At 71.0% G+C, this 18,635-nt stretch carries 22 protein-coding genes and 1 pseudogene; 3 read left to right on the top strand and 20 right to left on the bottom strand.

Annotated features, from left to right (window positions below; all coding sequences use genetic code 11):
• The 4 genes from CSW59_RS21500 to CSW59_RS17590 form a co-directional block, all read right to left on the bottom strand.
• Positions 1-95 (bottom strand): hypothetical protein (locus CSW59_RS21500; RefSeq protein WP_236632258.1); only part of this gene is annotated, 95 nt, incomplete at its 3' end.
• Positions 96-285: 190 nt separating this feature from the next.
• On the bottom strand, positions 286-1,677 hold the full coding sequence (locus tag CSW59_RS17600) for an ATP-binding protein (protein ID WP_099445247.1): 1,392 nt from the start codon (positions 1,675-1,677) through the stop codon (positions 286-288).
• Between the two features lie 114 nt (positions 1,678-1,791).
• Positions 1,792-2,469, bottom strand: coding sequence for a response regulator transcription factor (locus CSW59_RS17595; RefSeq protein ID WP_099445246.1), 678 nt, complete (start codon positions 2,467-2,469; stop codon positions 1,792-1,794).
• Positions 2,470-2,483: 14 nt separating this feature from the next.
• Entirely contained in the window at positions 2,484-2,804 is a 321-nt protein-coding gene (locus CSW59_RS17590) for a PepSY domain-containing protein (RefSeq protein ID WP_099445245.1), read from the bottom strand.
• A 167-nt stretch (positions 2,805-2,971) separates the two neighbouring features.
• Between CSW59_RS17590 and CSW59_RS17585 the strand changes: the two genes are divergently transcribed.
• Positions 2,972-3,847, top strand: a complete 876-nt coding sequence (locus CSW59_RS17585) for a S9 family peptidase (protein ID WP_099445244.1) — start codon at positions 2,972-2,974, stop codon at positions 3,845-3,847.
• 9 nt (positions 3,848-3,856) lie between these two features.
• Here the strand turns inward: CSW59_RS17585 and CSW59_RS17580 are convergent, their stop codons facing one another.
• The 6 genes from CSW59_RS17580 to CSW59_RS17555 form a co-directional block, all read right to left on the bottom strand.
• Positions 3,857-6,367, bottom strand: a complete 2,511-nt coding sequence (locus CSW59_RS17580) for a TonB-dependent receptor (RefSeq protein WP_143755016.1) — start codon at positions 6,365-6,367, stop codon at positions 3,857-3,859.
• 189 nt (positions 6,368-6,556) lie between these two features.
• Positions 6,557-7,486, bottom strand: coding sequence for a J domain-containing protein (locus CSW59_RS17575; RefSeq protein ID WP_099445242.1), 930 nt, complete (start codon positions 7,484-7,486; stop codon positions 6,557-6,559).
• A gap of 90 nt (positions 7,487-7,576) precedes the next feature.
• Positions 7,577-11,287 carry a glycoside hydrolase/phage tail family protein gene (locus CSW59_RS17570; RefSeq protein WP_201722832.1) on the bottom strand — a complete coding sequence of 1,237 codons (3,711 nt, stop codon included), beginning with the start codon at positions 11,285-11,287 and terminating at the stop codon, positions 7,577-7,579.
• 122 nt (positions 11,288-11,409) lie between these two features.
• Complete coding sequence (locus tag CSW59_RS17565) at positions 11,410-11,886, bottom strand: NlpC/P60 family protein (RefSeq protein ID WP_099445241.1); 477 nt, start codon at positions 11,884-11,886, stop codon at positions 11,410-11,412.
• Between the two features lie 108 nt (positions 11,887-11,994).
• Positions 11,995-12,630 (bottom strand): DUF2163 domain-containing protein, encoded by a 636-nt coding sequence (locus CSW59_RS17560; RefSeq protein WP_099445240.1) that lies wholly within the window; start codon positions 12,628-12,630, stop codon positions 11,995-11,997.
• Positions 12,630-13,262 carry a DUF2460 domain-containing protein gene (locus tag CSW59_RS17555; protein ID WP_099445239.1) on the bottom strand — a complete coding sequence of 211 codons (633 nt, stop codon included), beginning with the start codon at positions 13,260-13,262 and terminating at the stop codon, positions 12,630-12,632. The genes CSW59_RS17560 and CSW59_RS17555 overlap by 1 nt, the downstream gene beginning before the upstream one ends.
• A gap of 147 nt (positions 13,263-13,409) precedes the next feature.
• On the opposite strand from CSW59_RS17555, the gene CSW59_RS17550 reads away from it, so the two are divergent.
• Complete coding sequence (locus CSW59_RS17550) at positions 13,410-13,874, top strand: DUF805 domain-containing protein (protein ID WP_099445238.1); 465 nt, start codon at positions 13,410-13,412, stop codon at positions 13,872-13,874.
• On the opposite strand, the gene CSW59_RS17545 is transcribed toward CSW59_RS17550, so the two are convergent.
• From CSW59_RS17545 to CSW59_RS17515, 8 genes and pseudogenes are all read right to left on the bottom strand, one after another.
• Positions 13,871-14,377, bottom strand: coding sequence for a phage tail tape measure protein (locus CSW59_RS17545; protein ID WP_099445237.1), 507 nt, complete (start codon positions 14,375-14,377; stop codon positions 13,871-13,873). The two genes, CSW59_RS17550 and CSW59_RS17545, sit on opposite strands and share 4 nt — an antisense overlap.
• The gene (locus tag CSW59_RS17540) at positions 14,374-14,556 is read right to left on the bottom strand and encodes a phage tail assembly chaperone (RefSeq protein WP_099445236.1); all 183 of its coding nucleotides are present in this window, start codon (positions 14,554-14,556) and stop codon (positions 14,374-14,376) included. Before CSW59_RS17540 ends, CSW59_RS17545 begins: the two co-directional genes overlap by 4 nt.
• Complete coding sequence (locus CSW59_RS17535; RefSeq protein WP_099445235.1) at positions 14,553-14,837, bottom strand: GTA-gp10 family protein; 285 nt, start codon at positions 14,835-14,837, stop codon at positions 14,553-14,555. Before CSW59_RS17535 ends, CSW59_RS17540 begins: the two co-directional genes overlap by 4 nt.
• Before the next feature lie 19 nt (positions 14,838-14,856).
• A pseudogene (locus CSW59_RS20995) lies at positions 14,857-14,966 on the bottom strand (hypothetical protein); the annotation flags it as partial.
• A gap of 4 nt (positions 14,967-14,970) precedes the next feature.
• Positions 14,971-15,387 (bottom strand): phage major tail protein, TP901-1 family, encoded by a 417-nt coding sequence (locus tag CSW59_RS17530; protein ID WP_099445234.1) that lies wholly within the window; start codon positions 15,385-15,387, stop codon positions 14,971-14,973.
• Between the two features lie 15 nt (positions 15,388-15,402).
• Entirely contained in the window at positions 15,403-15,795 is a 393-nt protein-coding gene (locus CSW59_RS17525) for a DUF3168 domain-containing protein (protein WP_099445233.1), read from the bottom strand.
• A complete protein-coding gene (locus tag CSW59_RS17520) occupies positions 15,792-16,061 on the bottom strand; it encodes a head-tail connector protein (protein WP_099445232.1) in 270 nt (89 codons plus the stop codon). Before CSW59_RS17520 ends, CSW59_RS17525 begins: the two co-directional genes overlap by 4 nt.
• 144 nt (positions 16,062-16,205) lie before the next feature.
• Positions 16,206-17,429: a phage major capsid protein gene (locus CSW59_RS17515; protein WP_099445231.1), complete on the bottom strand. Its 1,224-nt coding sequence runs from the start codon at positions 17,427-17,429 to the stop codon at positions 16,206-16,208.
• Between the two features lie 185 nt (positions 17,430-17,614).
• On the opposite strand from CSW59_RS17515, the gene CSW59_RS17510 reads away from it, so the two are divergent.
• The gene (locus CSW59_RS17510) at positions 17,615-17,965 is read left to right on the top strand and encodes a bleomycin resistance protein (RefSeq protein ID WP_099445230.1); all 351 of its coding nucleotides are present in this window, start codon (positions 17,615-17,617) and stop codon (positions 17,963-17,965) included.
• Here CSW59_RS17510 and CSW59_RS17505 read toward each other — a convergent pair.
• Positions 17,946-18,377 (bottom strand): HK97 family phage prohead protease, encoded by a 432-nt coding sequence (locus tag CSW59_RS17505; RefSeq protein ID WP_099445229.1) that lies wholly within the window; start codon positions 18,375-18,377, stop codon positions 17,946-17,948. The two genes, CSW59_RS17510 and CSW59_RS17505, sit on opposite strands and share 20 nt — an antisense overlap.
• Positions 18,374-18,619 carry a hypothetical protein gene (locus tag CSW59_RS17500; RefSeq protein WP_099445228.1) on the bottom strand — a complete coding sequence of 82 codons (246 nt, stop codon included), beginning with the start codon at positions 18,617-18,619 and terminating at the stop codon, positions 18,374-18,376. The genes CSW59_RS17505 and CSW59_RS17500 overlap by 4 nt, the downstream gene beginning before the upstream one ends.
• Between the last annotated feature and the right edge of the window lie 16 nt (positions 18,620-18,635).

Below are 18,635 nucleotides of genomic sequence, written 5' to 3'. Positions count from 1 at the left end.
GCCAGGGCCAGCTCCAGGCTGCGCAGAGCCGCATCGGCCGCGGTCTCCACCAGCGTCCGGATCAACTGCAGTTTATGGGCGGCGATGGCGGCCATGGTTCCCCATGTCGGCTCATGCAACCGACAGTTCCGTCAACCATGTTCAGGGGCAGGTTAAGGATTTCCGAAACGCGACAAAAATCGCACGCGCCATCCAAAGGCCGTCAGCTCAGAAAAACTCAATGGCGGAAGTGACTTACGCACGCTTTGCCGTCGTTCTCACCCCCGCGACGCGGCCCGCGATCGGTCAGGTTTCGGCGCGCGGCAGGTCCAAGGTGACCCGCAGTCCGCCCAGCGGGGATTCACCAAGCTGGACCGACCCGCCATAGGCGCGGGCCAGTTCGTCGACGATCGACAGGCCAAGGCCCGAGCCCGGCGCGTTCTCGTCCAGCCGCTGACCGCGCTTGAGCGCCTGGGCCCGCTCCTCCGGCGGCAGGCCGGGGCCGTCGTCGTCGACCGTGATGATCATCCGCGCCTCGCCCGAGGACGAGGCGTCGACGCGGATCTTAGCCCCGCACCACTTGCCCGCGTTCTCCATCACGTTGCCGACCAGTTCCATGAGGTCCTGCTTCTCGCCCTGGAAGGCCAGATCCTCCGGGCAGCGCCAGTCGATCTCGATCCCACGCCCGTCGGACTTGTCCTGGAAGATGCGTTCGAGCGTGACAGCCAACTCGTCCAGGATCGGCTCGACGGGCGTGCGCTCGCCGCTGGTCTGCGAGCGGGCGGCGGCGCGAGCGCGGCGCAGGTGGTGGTCGACCTGCTCGCGCATGGTCTGGGCCTGGCGCTCGACCACCTCAGCCAGTTGGCCCGGCTGCTGGCTGGCCTCGGTCAGCATCACCGAGATCGGCGTCTTCAGCGCGTGGGCCAGGTTGCCGACGTGAGTGCGCTGGCGCTCGACGACTTCCTGGTTGTGGGCCAGCAGGGCGTTCAGCTCGGTCGCCAGCGGCGACAGCTCCTCCGGGTAGACGCCCTCGACCCGCTCGGCCTTGCCGCGCCGGACCGAGGCCACCTCGCGGCGCAGGCGAAACAGCGGCTGCAGACCAAAGCGCACCTGCACCACCACGGCCAGGATCAGGCCGCCGCCCAGGATCAGCAGGGCGAAGGCGGTGATGCGGGCGAAGCGGTCGGCGTCGTCGTCGATCGGCGAGCGGTCCTCGGCGGCCAGGAACACCACGGGATCGGGATAGCCCGGCAGGCGGGTCAGGATGGCGGCGGCGCGCAGCGGCTTGTCCTGCGGCCCCCGCATGTCGAAGTACTGGGTCTTGCCCGGCGCGGCGTCCAGCTTGTCGATCTGGGTCGAGGACAGCATCAGGTCGCTGTCGAACAGCGAGCGCGAACGCTCGATCGGCTTCATCGCCCCGTCCGGCGACTTGTCCAGGATCACCCAGTAGCGGCCCGAATAGGCGCGCGTGGCCCGGATGTCGGTCAGGAACGGCGCCTTCAGCTGGCCCGCCTCGACCGTCGAGCCCGCATAGAGGTCGTCGGTCAGCACCGCCAGAGACTGGTCGAACCGGCGGATGGCCGCGCCGCGGAACTGGGCGGTCAGGAACACGCCGGCGATCACCACGACCAGCAGGGTCCAGATCCCGGCGATCAGGACCAGGCGGCGGACCAGCGAACGGCGGCGCAGGTCCAGCAAGGCTAAAGCCTTCCCTGATCAAGCCCGCAGGCTTGATCAGGATGAGAAGGCTTTAGGTTCAAAGTGGAGCGCACTCTCATCGCAAAACCGGTTCCCACTTTTGCGGAGCGCGCTCTACGCGTTTTCTTCGCCCGGCAGCGGCGCCAGGCGATAACCCAGGCCCCGGACGGTCTCGATCCGCTCGGCGCCCAGCTTCTTGCGCAGACGGCCGATGAACACCTCGATGGTGTTGGAGTCGCGGTCGAAGTCCTGGTCGTAAAGATGCTCGACCAGCTCGGTGCGGCCGATCACCCGGCCCTGGTGCATCATCATGTAGTGCAGCAGGCGGTATTCCAGCGAGGTCAGGCGCAGCGGCTCGCCATTGACGCTGGCGCGGGCGGCGCGCGGGTCCAGGCGCAAGGCCCCGCACGACAGCGAGGGCGCGGCGTGGCCGGCCGAGCGGCGCAGCAGGGCCCGCAGGCGCGCCAGCAGCTCCTCGGTGTGGAACGGCTTGGCCAGATAGTCGTCGGCGCCCGCGTCGAAGCCGGCGACCTTGTCGCTCCAGGCGCCGCGCGCGGTCAGGATCAGCACGGGCGTGGCGACACTGCCCCGCCGCCAGCGCTCCAGCACCGACACCCCGTCCACCTTGGGCAGGCCAAGGTCCAGGATCACCGCGTCATAGGGCTCGGTCTCGCCCAGGAACTGGGCTTCCTCGCCGTCGGGGGCGTGGTCGACCGCGTAGCCGGCGTCGGCCAGGGCCAGCTTCAGCTGGCGCGTCAGATCGGGATCGTCTTCGACGAGCAGGATGCGCATGGGTGGAAAGCTCCTCAGCCCCCGCTCAGGATTTGGCCGGTCTCGGCGTCGACGATGAAGTCAATGCGGCGACCGTCGGCGGCCGCCCAACGGACCCGGTAGTTGCGACCTTCCAGGCCGGCGTCCAGCACCCGGCCGGGCACGCGCGCGGCGATCATCTGGATCACGCGGCCCAGCGGCACCAGACGACCCGACTGCACGCCGCCACGCGCCTGGTCCGACTGCGCGCGCCAGTCGGCGCCCAGCGTGTCAGGGCCGCGACGCTGCGCCGACGCCCCGCCCGGAAGGGCGGCGGCCAACGCGGCGGCGACGAGGATGACGCGGATCGTTCTCATGCTGTCCGGTCTAAAGGAGCGCGGCTGAATGGAGACTGAACGCCCAGCTTATGAACGGGCTGCGTCGTTCTGTCACGGTCGTAAGCGCCCAAATGGCCGAGTCTGGACCTGGAGGATGCCAACCGCTTAGATGCGCAACCTTAGATAATAGCGGGGAGTGCATTCACGTGACGTCATGGCGTGTCTTTCCGGCGCTGGCCTGCGCCCTGCTGCTGTCGGGCTGCATCCATGTCGACATTGGCCCCGGCGACGTGGTGGTCACCGACGCCGTCGCCAAGCGTCAGAAGCTCAATCTGGCCGGCCAGCCGACTCGCGACGCCCCGCCGCCGATCGGCCCCTCGGTCGAGGAAGGCGCCCTGCCCGCCGGCTTTGGCGACATCCACTACGCGGTGACCAGGGTCGGGTCGACCAAGACGCTCATCGTGTTTTGCGGCGGCAACACCTTCCGCGAGCAGTTCGGCGGGGCGGCCCGCGCGACAGCCTTGACGCCGTTCGGCGACACGTTCCTGTTCAACTATCCCGGCTACGCCGCCAGCGGGGGCTCGGGCAAGCGCGAGGAGTTCGAGGCCGCCCGCCCCGTCATTGGCGCCAAGGTCGCGGCCCTGGCGGCCGAGCGCGGCGCCAAGCTGCTGTTCTGGGGCCATTCGCTGGGCGGCTGGTACTGCTCGGCCCTGGCGTCCGACGCGAAGGTCCCCTCCGACCTGGTGGTCGAGGGAGCCTTCGCCCGCTTCACCGACATCGCCGACGCCCAGGCGGGCCTGGCCTCGCCCTTCGTGCGACTGCGGGTCGATCCCCGCGTGCTGCGCTACGATCCGCCGGCGCTGTTGGCGAACTATCCAGGCAAGATCGTGGTCGTCGCCTCGCGCAAGGATGAAACCATTCCCTTCGCCGCCACGCGTCGCCTCGCCCAAGGGCTGAACGCGGCCGGCCGGGACGTGACCTTCGTCGAGCTGAAGGCCGGCGGGCATTCGACCTTCTACAAGGACGCCGAGTATCGGGAGAAGGTGACGGCGGCGCTGAAGGCCAAAGGCATCGGCGGATAAAGCCGCCCCCTACATCGCGATCAGGCTCTTCCTCAAGGTCAGCTTCACCGTGCGGCCCAGGGGGTCCAGGTAGTCGGGCTGATAGGCCTGGGGCGTCGCGCCCTTGGCGTCCTTCACGACGGGGCGGCTGTAGAACAGGTTGTCCGCGGCCAGCGTCACGCGCGCCCCGGCCAGTAGGGTCGAGGCGGGTCCGGCCTTCAGGTCGCGCGGGACCTCGTAGAAGGCCGACAGGTTCACCGTCGTCTGGTCGTCGAACCGCAGCGCGCCGCTGGTCGGACCCGCGTCGATGACGCTGCCGCCGCGCCAGGCCCCGTTCAGATTGACGCCCACGCCCTGCCGGAAGGCGTTGAGGCGGAAGTTCAGCTCTTCCCGGGGCTGGCCGCGCCGGCTGGTGCTGGCGCCGTTCAGCAGGTCCAGCGGCGCCAGGCCCTGGCGCAGGGTGGTCTCGTCGCGCAGACGCAGCACGTAATTCAGCGACAGCTGCACCTGTCCGGCGTTCTTGAGATCTGGCTTGGCGTCCTTGGGCGCGCCCGGCTTCCGCCGACCAAAGAAGCGGGTCAGGTTGAGGCCGCCCCGCACCTCCTCCCGGTCGATGGCGTCGAAGTTCAAAGGCCGGCTGTCGATCGCGGTCAGAACGCCGTCGACATTGCGCGTGAACCGCTCGGGGAAGGCCGCCTCCAGCGCCGGGGTGATCAGCGGGAAATTCGAGATCGGATCGTCGATGTGGGTGCGGACGTAGTTGGCGTTCACGGTCACGCGGGTGGGGCCGCCGTCGCGCCCCAGGGGCCGAAGATTGACGCCCGCTCGCAGCGTGCGGCGACGGTCGTTGGCCAGGGCCCTGTTGCCGCCTTCCAGCCGGTTGACGGTCACGCTCTGGCCTGTCGCGAAGTCGAACACCGTGACGCTGGGGGTCAGGACCGTCGGATCGACGATCTGGTTGGCGTTCGGCGCGGACTGCTCCTCGCTAAAGCCCAGATTGACCTGCACCAGCTGGGCCGGCGACCAGTTCAAACCCGCCCCCAGGGCCAGCCTGTCCCGGAAGGTCTCGATATTGTAGCCGGCGTTGACGCTGGCGGTCAGCTCGCCCAGCGCCGGCGCCACCTCGTGCGCGCGGCTGGCCAGCGGCACGTCGATGTCGCCCTGCAGCGAAATCGTGCGTCGATCATAGTCCGTGCGCACCGGCGCGCCGTTGCGCAGGGCGTTCGACATCTGCTCGACCCGCTCGCCGCCCAGCTTCAGGGTCGAGGACACCCGCCCCGCCGGGATTTCGGTGACATCGCCGTTCAGGACCAGCTCGGCCTTGGCCGTATTGGACCGCGACTTGGCCACGTCCCGGGCGTTGGCCTTCAGCAGGGCGCGCGGGACCGGCCCGAACGGACTAACCGCCGGGTCCCGCGCGGCGATGGCCGCCTTCCAGGCGCTGGAGTCGACGCCCCGCCCGGTGACCGTTTCACTGTCGTTCTTCTCGTAGAGCCCGTTCAGCGACCAGCGCCAATCGCGCACATAGCCGTTGGCGGCCAAGGCGAGCTGGCCCTTGAAATTGTCCTGCTCGCGTAGCTGCGACCAGGGCGCGTCGAGATAGCGATAGACGGTGACGTCGCGGGCGAACGGCGAAAACGGGCTGCCTGCGGGCAGCTTCACGGAGGTGGCCGGCAGGCCCAGGAAACTGGTGCGCCTGGCGTCCTCCAGGTCGAGGCTGACGGTGACCGCGACCTGCCGCGCCAGATCACGGGTGACGGCGGCCTTGAAGTTCCCCTGACCCAGCGAGGGCAGCAGGCTGCGGTTGGCGGTGACGCCGCTCAGCTCGGGATCGCCCGCGCCGGTCGCGAAATCAGCCAGGGGGGCGGCGCCAAGCCAGGCCGCCTCCGGCGCTCGGGCCACGGTGACCGGGCGGCCGGCCAGGTTCGACAAGGCCGGGTCGATCTCCCCGCCGAACGGCGCGCCGGCGACATTGCCGACCAGGCCGTAGGGCGAGGTCGCCGAGGGAACGCGGTAGATGTCGCGCTCGGCCTCGAACAGGGTCGACTCCTGCCGCCAATCCAGGCCCACGGTCGTGCGTTCGTCGCCGGCCAGGCGGAAAGCGTCGCCGTCGAAGCGCTCGGCCGTGCGCCCCGCCTGAGTGGTGGCGGTCGTCTCCAGCTCGGTCGCGACCGAGCGGAAGCGCTTACGCAGCACGAAATTCACGACCCGCTGGTTGGGTCGGTAGCCATAGGCCAGGGCCGTGGCGGGCGGCAGCACGTCCATGCGCTCGATCGCCTGGCTGGGCAGGCCGCTGATCTCCTGAAAGCCCGAGATGCGCCGGCCATTGGCCAGGTAGATCGGCGGCGGAGCGTCAGGCTCGCCGGTGGTGATCTCGGCCGCCAGCAGACTGACCAGATCCTGGATGGTGCTGGCCCCGGTCGCTTGGATCTCGGAGGCGTCCAGCGTCAGTTCGGGCCGCGCGGGGCCCTGGGCCTTGCCGCGCGCGCCCTTGACCACCAGGCCCTCGAGCAAAGCGGTCTGCTCGCTCTCCGGCGGCATGGAGGAACCCGGTGTCTCCTGGAGCGACGCGACAACTTGCAGGAGCGCCAGAACGCTGACCAGAACCATGGAAGCCGATCCAACGGTGTTCGCGGAGGGAGTTAAACTTCCCTAAGGCCGGGGGAACCAGGAGACAAGAGCGGCTGCCCCCCCGCAAGCGCCTTCCCCGTGACGCGAGGGCGAGCGCGGCTACTTCCGCTTTGGCGTGTACGGTTTCTGGTCACGCCAGGCCTGGGCGAACTTCTCCAAATCCTGGTCGATCGTCTCGGGCAGGGTCACGACGAGGCGCGCCAAGAGATCGCCGCGCTTGCCCTTGGCGTCGGCAAAGCCACGGCCCTTCAGGCGCAGGGTCTGGCCGCTGTTGCTGCCCTTGGGCACGTTCAGCATCACATTGCCGTCCGGCGTCGGGGCGGCGACCTTGCCGCCCAGAACCGCGTCGGGGACCGAGACGGCCAAGTCCATGACCAGGGCCTCGCCCTCGCGGCGATAGACCGGGTGCGGCTTGATCATAAGCTCGATCAGGGCGTCGCCGGCCCCGCCGCGTCCGGGGCTGCCCTGGCCTTTCAGGCGCAAGGTCTGGCCTTCCTGGGCGCTAGCCGGGATGGTGACGTCTATCGTGCGGCCGTCCGAGAAGCTGACGCGCTTCTTGCCGCCCTTGATCGCCTCTTCCAGGTCAATCTCAAGCCGCGCCTTGACGTCGGCGCCGCGCGGGGCGAAGCCGCCGGCCTGACCGCCGCCACCGCCAAAGGGCCCGCGCCCACCGCCGAACATCCCGCCAAACAGGTCCGAGAGGTCAACCTCCGGCCCCTCGTCGGTTCGGAAGCCGCCCCGACCAAAGCCGCCGGCGTTAAACGGACCATTGCCCGGCTGACCGCCAAAGCCGCGTCCGGTCTCGCGTCCGTCGGCGTCGATCTGGCCCAGGTCGAACTTCTTGCGCTTCTCCGGATCGCCGACGATGTCGAAGGCGGCGCTGACCTGCTTGAACTTCTCCTCGGCCTTCTTGTCGCCGGGGTTGGCGTCGGGATGATGCTGCTTGGCGAGCTTGCGGAACGCCTTGCGGATCTCGTCCGCGCTCGCGGTGCGGGAAACGCCGAGTTCCTGGTAGGGGTCACGCGCCAAGGAAGGTCCTCATCGAAACGGGGGGCAGGTTGGGGTAACGCCCTCCATCTAGAACGTCCAGCGCGGCGCGCAAGGGCCGGTGTGGCGCTCCTACCACAACCGTGTCGTCGCCACCGCGCCCCAGCCGTAGAGCGCGTCAGCCTGAGCGACCTCTACGCGGGCCTCGGACGACGGCGCATCGGAGGCTTGCATCGCCGCCGTATAGACGAAAAGGGTCTCCGAAACCTCGGCCTCGCGCAGGAGGCGCACGCCTTCCAGAACCCTGACGCGGTAGCGCTCGACGCCCTCGACCAGCGGGACCTCGCCCGCCCACACGTCGCCACCGGCGCGGGCCCGGCGGATCCACGAGACTTGCAGATCGCCGCCGACCATGCGCGTCCGCAGGTGCGCCGGCGCCAGGGGCCGCACCGCGCGGCCGGTCCAGACGATGGTGGCTTCGGTGACGCTCGCCCCCGCTGCAGGACCGCCGGCCGGCGCCGCGCGCACCGTCAGCGGCGCGCCGCGCTCGAAGGCGGCGACCGTCATTGGGACCACCGCCTCGTCGAGCAGCACGACCGGCGCGCCGGCCGCGATCATCGCCTCGCTGACCGCACCGTCATGCTGGCCGCGCAGCAGGCCCGAGAGCCGCCAGACGTCAGGCGACAGCAGCGCCGCGTCGCGGAAGCCGACGGCCTCCCAGGCCCCGTCGCCGGCCATGACCGCCAGGAGGTTGCGCCCCGCCAGCACCGCGCCCAGCGACGCCGACGACAGACTGCTCCCCTCCATGCGGACCGTCAGGCTCCCGACGCGGTCCACGCGATGCGGCGAGGCCGGCGGAAGATCGGTCAAGGTGACGCCCAAGGTCGCCGGCTGGCTGACGCGGGCTCTGACGCTCAGCGTGTCGAGATCGGCGCCGGCATGGATATCGAGCGGCCGCCAGGGCTCGGCGGCGGCGGCGACCAGGGGCCGAGCGTCGTCTTCCAAGGCGCCGCTCGCGGGCAGGTCCAGCACCCACAGCACCGGCGGCGGCGAAGGCTCGCGCGGCGGCGCGGGCGTCCAGTCGAGACCGACGCCGACGCCCTGCTCGGCGACCACCGGGACCAGGGTCGCGCGCGGCCGCTCATCGAGATCCAGGCGCGACACCCGCCAGGCGCCGCCGTCGTGGGCCAGACGATCGCCGGGCTCCAGCCGCAGGGCGGCCGAGGGCGACAGGTGGACGATCCGCGCGCGCCGAGCGGCCTCGTCGGCGGCCAGCATCCGGCGAGCGGCGGCTTCCGCGTCCGGCGCGGAGAGCACGATCGGCGCGTCGGCGTCACGGGTCCCCGCGCCCTGCTCGCGGCGCACGACGATCGCGCCCACCTGGTAGTCGCGGGCCGCGTCCAGGAAACGCAGGCGCAGAGCCTCGGCGGCGGGCTCCAGCACGCGAGTCTCGCGCTCGACCACGCCGTCATCGGGCCGGACGAGGTCGGCCTCGGCCAAAGCGCCCGCGACCCGGCCCGAGCGGGCCAGCATCCGCACGTGATCGTCGCGCTCGACGGGATCGAGCGCGAAGACCTCGGTCAGCGGCGAGAGCGCGTCGCGCAGGCGCATGGGCCGATCAACGACATAGCCGCCCACCGCCCCGCCCGCTTCGCCGGGATCAAGGGCGACCCCGGCGCGGGCGCCCAGCGCCCGGATCAGCTCGGGCAGCGGCGCGACGCCGGCGCGGCCGCTCAGCCAATGCCCCAGCGTCCAGGCGCTTCCATCCGCCCAGACATCCGACCGCGCGGGAAAGTCCGGGAACGGCCGCGCGTCCCAGCACCAAGCGCTGGCCGCCTCGATCATCGGCCCGCCATAGACCGGCGAGACCGGATTGGCGGTGGGATCGTCCAGCCAGGCCAGCACCGCCTCCAGGCACCGCCGCTGGCCGAAGTCATCGCGCTCGCCCTTCGAGTAGGGCGGCAGGAAGCTCTCGGAACTCTTGGGGTCGATGAAGAGGTTGGGCGAATTGGCGCCCTTGTCGACGGCGGGGCAGCCGAACTCGGTCAGGCGGATGGGCTTGGCGCGCGGGGTCCAGGCCGTCGGCGTGGCCGAGCGCACGCCGCCGGGCCGGTCATGATGGGCGTTGCTCCACCAGGCCTTCAGGTCCTTGGGCCGGAACATCCAGGCCTCGCCGTGAGCGCCGTCGGTGATCGGGGTGCGGGCCTGCGCGTCGCGGGCCGTCTGGCTGGGATAAAACCAGTCGAAGCCCTCGCCGCCGGTCAGACCCGCGCGCAGATAGGCCGGATCGTGCGGACCGGAAAAGCCGCCGGCGGCGTCCAGATGGGTCTCGCCCTCGCGCCAGTCGGTGATCGGCGGGTACCAGTCGATCCCGACGAAATCGACATTCGGATCGGCCCACAGCGGGTCGAGGTGGAACACCGCGTGGCCGCTGCCGTCGGCGGGCTGGTGGCCAAAGTATTCCGACCAGTCGGCGGCGTAGCCAAGCTTGGTCGATGGCCCCAGCGCGGCCCGAACCTCGGCGGCCAAGGCCTTCAGCTTGGCGACGGCCGGATAGGCCCCGCCCGGCCCGCGCGTGGTGGTTACGCCGCGCAGCTCCGAGCCGATCAGGAAGCCGTCTACCCCGCCGGACTGGGCCGCCAAACTCGCCTGATGCAGCACCATGCGGCGCAGGCCCCACTCCCCGTCGAAGAAGGCGTTCACCTGGGCGGTCGCCGCCGCCGTTCCGTCGGCGCCGGCCTCGCAGGCGATCCGGCCGCGCCACGGATAGGCCGGCTGGCCCGGCGGGGTGTCCATCAGGATGAACGGATAGAGCGTGACCTTCAGGCCCCGCCGCTTCAGCTCGGCGATCGCCTGCAGCACCACCGCGTCGGCCGGCGTGCCGCCATAGGCGGGCTTGCCATCCTTGCGCGACACTAGATGCGCGCCCGCGCGCTCCACGCCCGCCACGCTCCAGGTGATCGGCAGGGTGTCCTTGGCCGCCTGCTCGACGCCCGGCCGGATCTCACATTGGCCGCAGCGCAGGTCGGTCCCGAACCAGGCGACGACCAGGGTCACGTGGTCGACGTTCGGCAGCTGGGTCTGCAGCTGATCCAGCGCCACGACGAGATCGGCGCGGCCGTCGGCGTTGTGGACGCTCTCGCTGGCCGCGCGGGTCAGGCCGTCGCGACGCAGGACGGCTTCTGTGGCGTAGACAAACTCGCCCGCGCCGGGGATCAGGCACACGCCCTTCAGCCGCTCCTCCAGGCCCGGCGGATCGTCCGGCGCGCGAGGCCGGCGGAAGACCTCGAACGACAGCTGCGGCGGGCGGTTGCCGAAGGGCTCCAGGGGCAGATCCTCGAACACGACATAGGCCGCGCCGCGATAGGCCGGCGCCTGGCCTTCGATCGCGGCGATCAGCGGGTCGGGCGCCTGGTCCTCGGTCCCGAGGTGGACGCGCATCGTCACGCCGGCCGTGTCCATCACCCGCCCGTCGGCCCAGACCCGGCCGATCCCGTCGATCGGCCCCTCGGCCACGGCGACGGCGAACGACAGGCTGTAGGCGTATGAGGTCGTCTTCTGGCCCTTGGAGCCGCCGACGCGGCCCTCGATGCGCTGCTCGCGGAAACGCGCGGCCCAGATCACCTGGCCGCCGACCCGCGCGCGGCCGAAGACGCATGGCAGGGCCGCGCCCTCGGCGGCGCCCGTCAGGCGCAGCTCCGGGATGCGCGGACCGACCTGGCGCGCGGAGGACAGGGCCGACAGCGCGGCCTGGTCGACCGCCGCCCCCAGCGCCGCGCCCGCCACCGCGCCCAGCGGTCCGCCGATCGCCGCGCCGACGCTGGAGAGGATGACTTGAGCCATTTGAACTTTCTCCTCCGATTTCCGATCTTCTCCCCGACCTCCCCGGCGAATGCCGGGGCCCAGATCGAACCCATGAGCGTGTGAGATCAGGCGTCGTAGTCAGGCGCGAGCACGTCTGACTCTCAGGCTGAATCTGGGCCCCGGCATTCGCCGGGGAGGCCGGGTGTTTGTTGCGGAAGGGGAAACCGGAACCCGGCCACGCAGCGCTCGCGCCACCAGCGGCCCAGCGCGCTCTCGACGCAGGCCCGGCCCCAGTAGGCGTGGATCATCCGCTCGGGCCCGGACTGGATCGCGCAATGCTTGGCCACCGCGCCCGGCGCCATGCGGAAGACGAAAACGTCGCCAGGGCGGGCGTCGGATAGCGGGATCGGCGTCAGCCAGCGGCCGAACGCTTCGAGCAACAGTTCACGCTCTCCCACCTCGGCCCAGTCGGGACGGTAGGGCGGCGGAGCTTGCGGCTCGGCGCCATGCAGCGCCCGCCAGACGCCCCGCACGAGCCCGAGACAGTCGCAGCCCGCGCCGAGGGTCGAGGCCTGGTGGCGGTAGGGGGTGCCCAGCCAAAGGCGGGCGTGGGCGAGGACGATCAGCGCCCCCTCCACCGCTTCGCGGTCCCCCTCCCCCGTTGCACGGGGAGGATGAAGCTTCCTCCTCCCTCGCGTAGCGGGGGAGGTGGCGCGGCGCCGTCAGGCGTCGTGACGGAGGGGGCGCTAAGCACGCCGCCCGCCGTCGTTGCGCTCGCCCTCGACGGGGTACAGCGTCAGGAAGTCCTCGCCGGGCGATGTGGGGAAGCCTCGGAAGTTCACGCCGTTGCCGAACACGCCGACGCAGGTCGTCCAGCGCTTGTCGCAGGTCTCGCCAGGATGGGCGGAGAGATCGACGCCGCAGCGTTCATCGCCCAGCCGTGCGTCGCACAGCCGGGTGAAGGTGCGCCCAGCGATGCGTTCCAGCGCCGCCGCCGGTCCCGCCAGGGTCGCCTTGAACGCCTGGCCCTCGCGGCTGAGCGCGGTGATCGTCGCCGTCCACAGCCGCACCAGCCGGCTCGGCGCGCTCCAGTCCACGCGCAAGGCCGAGACCTTCGCGCCGTCATAGAGCCCCGCGTCGAGGTCGGCCTCCGAGATCCCCGCGTCGTCCAGCACGCCCAGCGCGGCGGCCTGTCCCGGCGCATAGCCGACGCCGGCCTCGCGGGCGCCGGGGCTCCAGCCGCCACTGGCCTTGCAGGCCACGCCGTCGACGACGAGGTCGCGGTCATGGTCGGTGAAGCCCAGCCTGACGCCATCCGGTCGCTCGACGATCCAGGCGTGGCACAGACGAGAGAGATCCAGTCCTTCCGGAAGCGCCCGCATCAGTCGCGCACCTCGATCAGGGCGCAGGCGCTGACGCGGCCGGCGGCGAAGCCTTCCAGAGTGATGTCCAGCCGGTCGGTGTCGAAGCGCACCGGCGTGTCGAACTCGAAGCCCGCCGTCACCGCCGCGCCGGCCGCCGGCGCGGTCGACAGGGTGACAAGGCCCGTCGTGACATCGACCGAGAAGGCGCCAGCCGCCAGGACCACGCCCGCCACCGCGACCTTGACCGTGCCGGCCACTGGCTTGACGATCGGCCGCGCCAGGGCCGTTGCGCCGCTCCCGTAGGTCTTGGACAGCGGAAAGACCTTGCGGCCGCCGTCGCCCGTCCCGATCGCCTGGTCGGTCGCCGCCGGCTGAGCCGACGGCGCGCAGGACTTGAAGTCGGCCGGGTCGCGAAACCGGAAGCCCGCCAGCCGCCCGCGCCGCGCCTCGAAGAAGGCCAGCAGCTCGGCCAGCTCGTCCAGCGGCCGGGCGGCGGTGGCGATCAGGTAGCGGCGGCGGCCGCGCGTCCAGGCGCTGGTGCGCTGCTCGGCGCCCGAGGCCAGGGCCACGATGTCGGTGCGCCATTCGACGCCGCCGGCGCAGCCGAACGCCAGGCGCGCGGGCAGGCGCGCCTCATGGAACTCGCTCATGGCGATCCTCACGAAAAGGTTTTGCGAAATTTGACGAGAAGCGGAGCCGTTACGGCCAAACGCCATTAAGTCTTGGTCATGACCCGCTTTTCACTTCATCAGCGGCTCATCGGCTCCTACCTATGGAGTCGAGATTGGAGACTTGAGATGGATTGGAAGACCCTGTTCCTGTCGCCGGAGGGCCGCATCGGCCGGCAGGCGTTCTGGATCGGCTGGCTCGTCCTGCTGGGCGTGAACATGGCCGTGGGCTGGATCCCCGTGATCGGCAACATCATCTTCCTGGCGACGCTCTATTCCAGCGTCTGCATCCACTCCAAGCGGCTGCACGACATGGGTCAGACCGGCTGGTGGCAGGTGCTGCCGTGGGTTCTGGGCCCGGTCCTGATCATGGGTTCGGCCCTGTCGATCGGCGTCCTGCCCGCCATCGCGGCCCTGACCAGCGGCGAGCCCGAGGTCGCGGCCCTGACGGCGCTGGGCGGCTTCTTCATTTCGTGCTTCATCGCCTTCGCCGTCTGGCTGGCCTTCACCCTTTGGGTCGGCTGCAGCCTGGGCCAGCCGCGCGAAAACAAGTACGGCGCGCCGCCTCCGAACACCGCCGCCGTGGCGCTCTAAAGCCGCCGCGCCCCGATACTGACGGCCCGGGCCAAGGCCTGGGCGATCTGGGCGTCCGATCGGATCAGACCAGCGGCCTCGCCGCCCTGGACGTTGATCGTCACCGACATCCCGCCGCCTCTGACCGGCTCGATGCTCCCCGCGAAGGCCGGGCGGAAGACCTCCGGCCCGCGCTCGCCGACCAGATAGGCCCCGCCGGGCAGCACCGGGCCACCGTCGGCCCGCGCGCCGGAAAAGCCCTTCGACAGCGCCTCGCCAAGGCCTCCGCCCTTCAGCGCCGCTCCGGCCGCGCCCAGCACGGCGCGCGCCAACTCGCCCAGCGACACCTGACCGTCCGAGGCCGCGCGGGCCAGCGACCTGACGAGAGACGCGCCGGCGCGAGCGAAGGCCTCGTCGATCGAGCGGGCGGCGCGTTCGGCGGGCGCCTTCAGGGCGTCTAGCGCGGCGGCGGCTTCGGCGGCGCGGGCGGGCAAGGCCGAGAGGCCGTCGTCTTCGAAACTCATGGCGAGGTCTCCTCGTCGGGATAGCGGGCGATCAGGGCGGAGAGGTCGGCGCGGGTCAGGGCCGGCGCGGGCGGGGTCTCGGTCAGGGCTCGCCACTCCTTCAGCGACAGACGCCAGAAGGCCTCGGGCGACAGGCCCAGGCTCAAGGCCAGACGCAGCGGCGCGGCCCAGGCGCTCATGCGCAGGCCGCCAGCGCGGCGGCCAGGGCGCTGGCGGCCTCTGGGACCGTGGCGCGGGCGGCGATCTCGGGCGCCTCGCCGCCGCCGTCCAGCAGCGCCGCCAGCACGGCGGAGAGGTCGGCGGCCGAGAGCGTGGCGATGCGGTCGGGCAATTGCGACCAGTCTTCGAGGTTCAGCGCGGCCTCGATGCGGGCCAGGGCGCCCAGGGTCAGGCACAGGCGCCGGGGCGCGCCGGCCAAGGTCACGACGACCTCGCCGCGCGCGGGGTTGGGCGGGAGCATGGGGGTTCCTTCTCACTTGCCCCCTCCGCGCTTCGCGCTCCTCCCCCGGAGGGGGAAGAAGGAGACGCGCGCACCTTCTGCCCCCTCTGGGGGCGGACGGCCGCGAAGCGGCCAGGTGGGGGCTCGAATGGGGTTAGAGCGCCGTGAAGCTCACCGCCCCGGCGCTGGCCAGGCTGATCGCGAACGAGGCCTCGCCGTCGTGCTCGCCGGCGTATTCCAGGGCCGCGACCAGGAACGGGCCCTCCAGTTGGCCGAAGTCCGGGATCACCAGCCGCCAGGTCCGGGCCGACTGGTCGAAAAAGCTCGTCCGCACCTGGGCGTCCGAAGGGGCGTCGCGGAAGATGCCCGAGCCCGACACGGCCACCGACTTGACGCCGGCGCCCGCCAACAGCTCGCGCCAGCGGCCAGCGCTGTCGCTGTCGGTGGCGTCGATGGTCTTGGCGTTGAGGCTTAGGGTGCGGGCGCGCAGGCCCGCGACGGTGTGGAAGGTCGGGCTCGCGGCCCCGTCGCTGATCTTCAGCAGCATGTCCTTGCCGGCTTGGGCGGCCATGGGGAGCTCCTTGTCCTAGAGGGTTTCGGTCACCGCCCGCACGCGGACGATCCCGAGCGTGGTCTCGCGGTCGGCGCCGGCGAAGCAGTCGGCATAGGGGACGCGTAGGTTGACGAGCCGACGGCCGCTCAAGCTCGGTCGGGCGTCGTGCAGCGCCGCGCGGACGGCGGCGACCAGGGCTCTGGCCTCCTCCGGTCCGCCAAAACGGCTGGCGCAGGTCAGGGTCAGCAGGTGCTCGATCGCGTCGCCCTCGGACACCGGACGGCCCTCCGAGCGGGTGACGACGACGCAGGGATAGGTCGGCAGGCGCGGGGCCGTGGCGTAGATCCGCTGGCCGGCGAGGACGGTGACGGCGGGCGCGGATTTCAAGCTGGCGACCAGGGCGTCGATCAGGGGCTTGTCGGTCACAGCCGGGCCTTTCGGTAAGGGGTCAGCCACGGCTCGACGAGGGCCAGCGAGGGTTCGCCGGCGTCTCTGTGTTCATAGGCGTGGGCGACCAGGGTCAGGACGGCCAGGCGCAGCGGCGCGGGGCTCGCGGCGGTCAGGGCGACGCCGGCGGCCGCAGCGACGCGGGCCTCGGCGGCGTCGATCAGGATCGTGAGGACGGCGTCCTCCGCGGCGTCGGAGACGCGCAGGAACGCCCGGGCCTCGGCCAGGGTGAGGGATTGGGGCATGGTTTTCTCGGAGGGAAGCCCCTCCCCCTTGCGGGGAGGGGTTGGGGTGGGGGAGCAAGCTCCGCGCCAGAAGGGGATCGGCAGGCGCTGACACCCCCACCCCCTGCCCCCTCCCCGCAAGGGGGAGGGGGACGTCGAATAAGCTTACGACGCCGCGAACTTCAGCAGCTTGATCGCGTCGAAGTTCTGCACGCCGCCGCCGACGCGCTTGGTGGTGTAGAAGAGGACGTGCGGCTTGGCCGAGTACGGGTCGCGCAGGACGCGGACGCCGGCGCGGTCGACGATCAGGTAGCCCTTCTCGAAGTCGCCGAACGCCACGGCCAGGGCGTTGGCGGCCACGTCCGGCATGGCTTCGATCTCGGTGACCGGGAAGCCGAGCAGGCTCGCCGACTGGCCCGGCTGCAGGGCCGCGTTCCAGATGTAGTTGCCTTGGGCGTCCTTGAACTTGCGCACGGCGCTGACCGTGCGGCGGTTCATCACGAAGCGGCCGTTCTGGCGGTACTGGGTCTTGGTCGCGTAGATCAGGTCGATCAGCTTGTCGGTCGGGTTGGACGCCGTCCAGCCGCCCGCCACACCGGTGGCCAGATAGCCGACCTGGCCCCAGGTGTAGGACGCGTCCGGCGCGGCGGTGTAGGCGAGCAGGCCCTTGGGCTTGTTGACCCCATCGCCCGACACGAAGGCCGTCGTCTCCTGGGCGGCGAAGGCGTCCTGCACTTCTTCCGCCAGCCACTCGTCGATGCTGACATAGGCGTCGTCCAGCAGGGCCTGGGTCGCGGCCGGGCTGGCGTAGAGCTCGCCGGCCGGGAAGTCGATGACGTCCAGGGTCGGGGCCGTGGTCTCGGGCCGCGCGGCGGTCTCGGCCACCCAGGCGGCGGCCAGGCCCGTCGGCGAGACCGGCTTGCGGAAGGTCCCGGCGCCGATGGTGCGGACCTGGCAAATTTCCCGCATGGGGCTGGTCGCCGCAAGGCGACGCAGGATCAGCCGCTCCAGCTCCGGCGGGGCGACATAGCCGCCGGCGGTGGCCGTGCCTTCCGACAGACCCTTGGCCTCAAGCAAGGCCGAGGGCGTCTCGCCGGTCTTCACATAACGGTCGAAGGCGGCCTTGCGCTCGTCAACATGCGCCAGCGGCGCATCAGCCGAAAGAGAAGGTCTACGCAGGTCGGACATCAGACGGTCAAGGCGGTCCTGGGCGCGGCTGACCGCCTCGTCGATACGGCCGACCTTCTCTTCCAGCAGGACATCGGCCCGCTTGGTCTCGATGGCGGCCAGGCGCACGTCATTGGCGGCCTTGAAGCTCTCGAACGCGGTCAGGACGTCAGCCAGCGCCGCGCGGGCCTCGGGCGAGGCCGCGTGTTTGGTTTCCTTCATGGGGTTCTCCGGAACGAATGGCCCTTCTCCCCTTGCGGGAGAAGGCGGGGCCCGCCGGCCAGAGGCCGGTGGGAGGATGAGGGGTCGCGCCGGCGTCGCCGAGAAACCCCTCATCCGGCCGCTGACGCGGCCACCTTCTCCCGCAGGGGGAGAAGGAAACTCGTGACTCATGCTAGCGTCGCCGCATGCCCGACCGCGCCACGCCGAATCTTCCGTCCAGCGACTTCGACGCGACCGAGGCCTTCTATGCGGCCCTCGGCTTCGAGCGGGCCTCGCGCGACCCGGGCTGGATGGTGCTGGAGCGCGGCCGACTGACGCTGGAGTTCTTCCCGTTCCCGGGCCTCAAACCCGCCACCAGCAACTTCGCCTGCTGCCTGCGCCTGGACGACCTGGAGGGCTTCTATGCCGTCTGTCTCGAGGCCGGGATCGAGGAGAAGACCGAAGGCTTCCCCCGCCTCCACCCGCCCGGCGACAAGAAAGTCATGGCCGCCCTGATCGACCCGGACGGCACCTTGCTCAGGCTGATCCGGAACTGAGGCTCAGCCTCGCTAGGTTCAAGCGAGCTTGGGGCAGCATCGGGAAGGTGACGATCGACACCTCCCAGAGCTCGACACGACTAAGCACCCGCAGACGACCCTGGGTCCGCGCCTTCACCTGGCGAAAGCCGATCGAGAGGCCATCCAGGGCGCCGGCCTCGACCAGCGCCGCGACCAGGCGGCCGCGCGGCGTGGTCCGCAGGATCCGCCCTCGGACGAACAGGCCCTTGGCGTCCTCGATGACCTCGTCCCAGACACCGATCGGCTCGGCCTCGTCGTGCTGGTGCAGCATCTTCACGGGCGTCCCGGCCGCCAGGCTCTCGGCGAAGGCGCCGGCGGCGGTGACGTCGTCATTGAGGTCGCGCGTCCAGAACAGGGACGCGTAGCCTTCGATCTTGAGGTCTTCGCTCATCGCGAACGCTCCAGCTTGGCTTCGATGCGGTTCAGCGACTGGCGGGTGGCGTCGGCCTGGGCCTCCAGCCGCGCCAGGCGCTCGGCGACCGGGGCCTGGGCCTCGAGGCGGCGCTGCATCTCGTCGATCCGCGCCGAGGCCTTGCCGGCCCACAGCAAGGCGGCGGCGGCCTGCAGCGCCACGGCGACCAGCACGGCGGCCGACACCTGACGGTCCAGCCGCCAGCGGGAGGGATTGGTCATGGGGTTCTCTCGATCA

Source organism: Caulobacter sp. BP25 (genome assembly GCF_002737755.1).
In the GTDB taxonomy this organism is placed as follows: domain Bacteria; phylum Pseudomonadota; class Alphaproteobacteria; order Caulobacterales; family Caulobacteraceae; genus Caulobacter.
This window is presented reverse-complemented; position numbering and strand designations above follow the sequence as displayed.

Coding starts and splice junctions, on each gene's coding strand:
- CSW59_RS17595 (WP_099445246.1), bottom strand. CDS start 2,469: ATGCGCATCCTGCTCGTCGAAGACGATCCCGATCTGACGCGCCAGCTG.
- CSW59_RS17540 (WP_099445236.1), bottom strand. CDS start 14,556: ATGAGCGCCTGGGCCGCGCCGCTGCGTCTGGCCTTGAGCCTGGGCCTG.
- CSW59_RS17520 (WP_099445232.1), bottom strand. CDS start 16,061: ATGCCCCAATCCCTCACCCTGGCCGAGGCCCGGGCGTTCCTGCGCGTC.
- CSW59_RS17530 (WP_099445234.1), bottom strand. CDS start 15,387: ATGGCCGCCCAAGCCGGCAAGGACATGCTGCTGAAGATCAGCGACGGG.
- CSW59_RS17550 (WP_099445238.1), top strand. CDS start 13,410: ATGGATTGGAAGACCCTGTTCCTGTCGCCGGAGGGCCGCATCGGCCGG.
- CSW59_RS17555 (WP_099445239.1), bottom strand. CDS start 13,262: ATGAGCGAGTTCCATGAGGCGCGCCTGCCCGCGCGCCTGGCGTTCGGC.
- CSW59_RS17570 (WP_201722832.1), bottom strand. CDS start 11,287: ATGGCTCAAGTCATCCTCTCCAGCGTCGGCGCGGCGATCGGCGGACCG.
- CSW59_RS17560 (WP_099445240.1), bottom strand. CDS start 12,630: ATGCGGGCGCTTCCGGAAGGACTGGATCTCTCTCGTCTGTGCCACGCC.
- CSW59_RS17535 (WP_099445235.1), bottom strand. CDS start 14,837: ATGCTCCCGCCCAACCCCGCGCGCGGCGAGGTCGTCGTGACCTTGGCC.
- CSW59_RS17590 (WP_099445245.1), bottom strand. CDS start 2,804: ATGAGAACGATCCGCGTCATCCTCGTCGCCGCCGCGTTGGCCGCCGCC.
- CSW59_RS17545 (WP_099445237.1), bottom strand. CDS start 14,377: ATGAGTTTCGAAGACGACGGCCTCTCGGCCTTGCCCGCCCGCGCCGCC.
- CSW59_RS17580 (WP_143755016.1), bottom strand. CDS start 6,367: ATGCCGCCGGAGAGCGAGCAGACCGCTTTGCTCGAGGGCCTGGTGGTC.
- CSW59_RS17500 (WP_099445228.1), bottom strand. CDS start 18,619: ATGACCAATCCCTCCCGCTGGCGGCTGGACCGTCAGGTGTCGGCCGCC.
- CSW59_RS17510 (WP_099445230.1), top strand. CDS start 17,615: ATGCCCGACCGCGCCACGCCGAATCTTCCGTCCAGCGACTTCGACGCG.
- CSW59_RS17515 (WP_099445231.1), bottom strand. CDS start 17,429: ATGAAGGAAACCAAACACGCGGCCTCGCCCGAGGCCCGCGCGGCGCTG.
- CSW59_RS17505 (WP_099445229.1), bottom strand. CDS start 18,377: ATGAGCGAAGACCTCAAGATCGAAGGCTACGCGTCCCTGTTCTGGACG.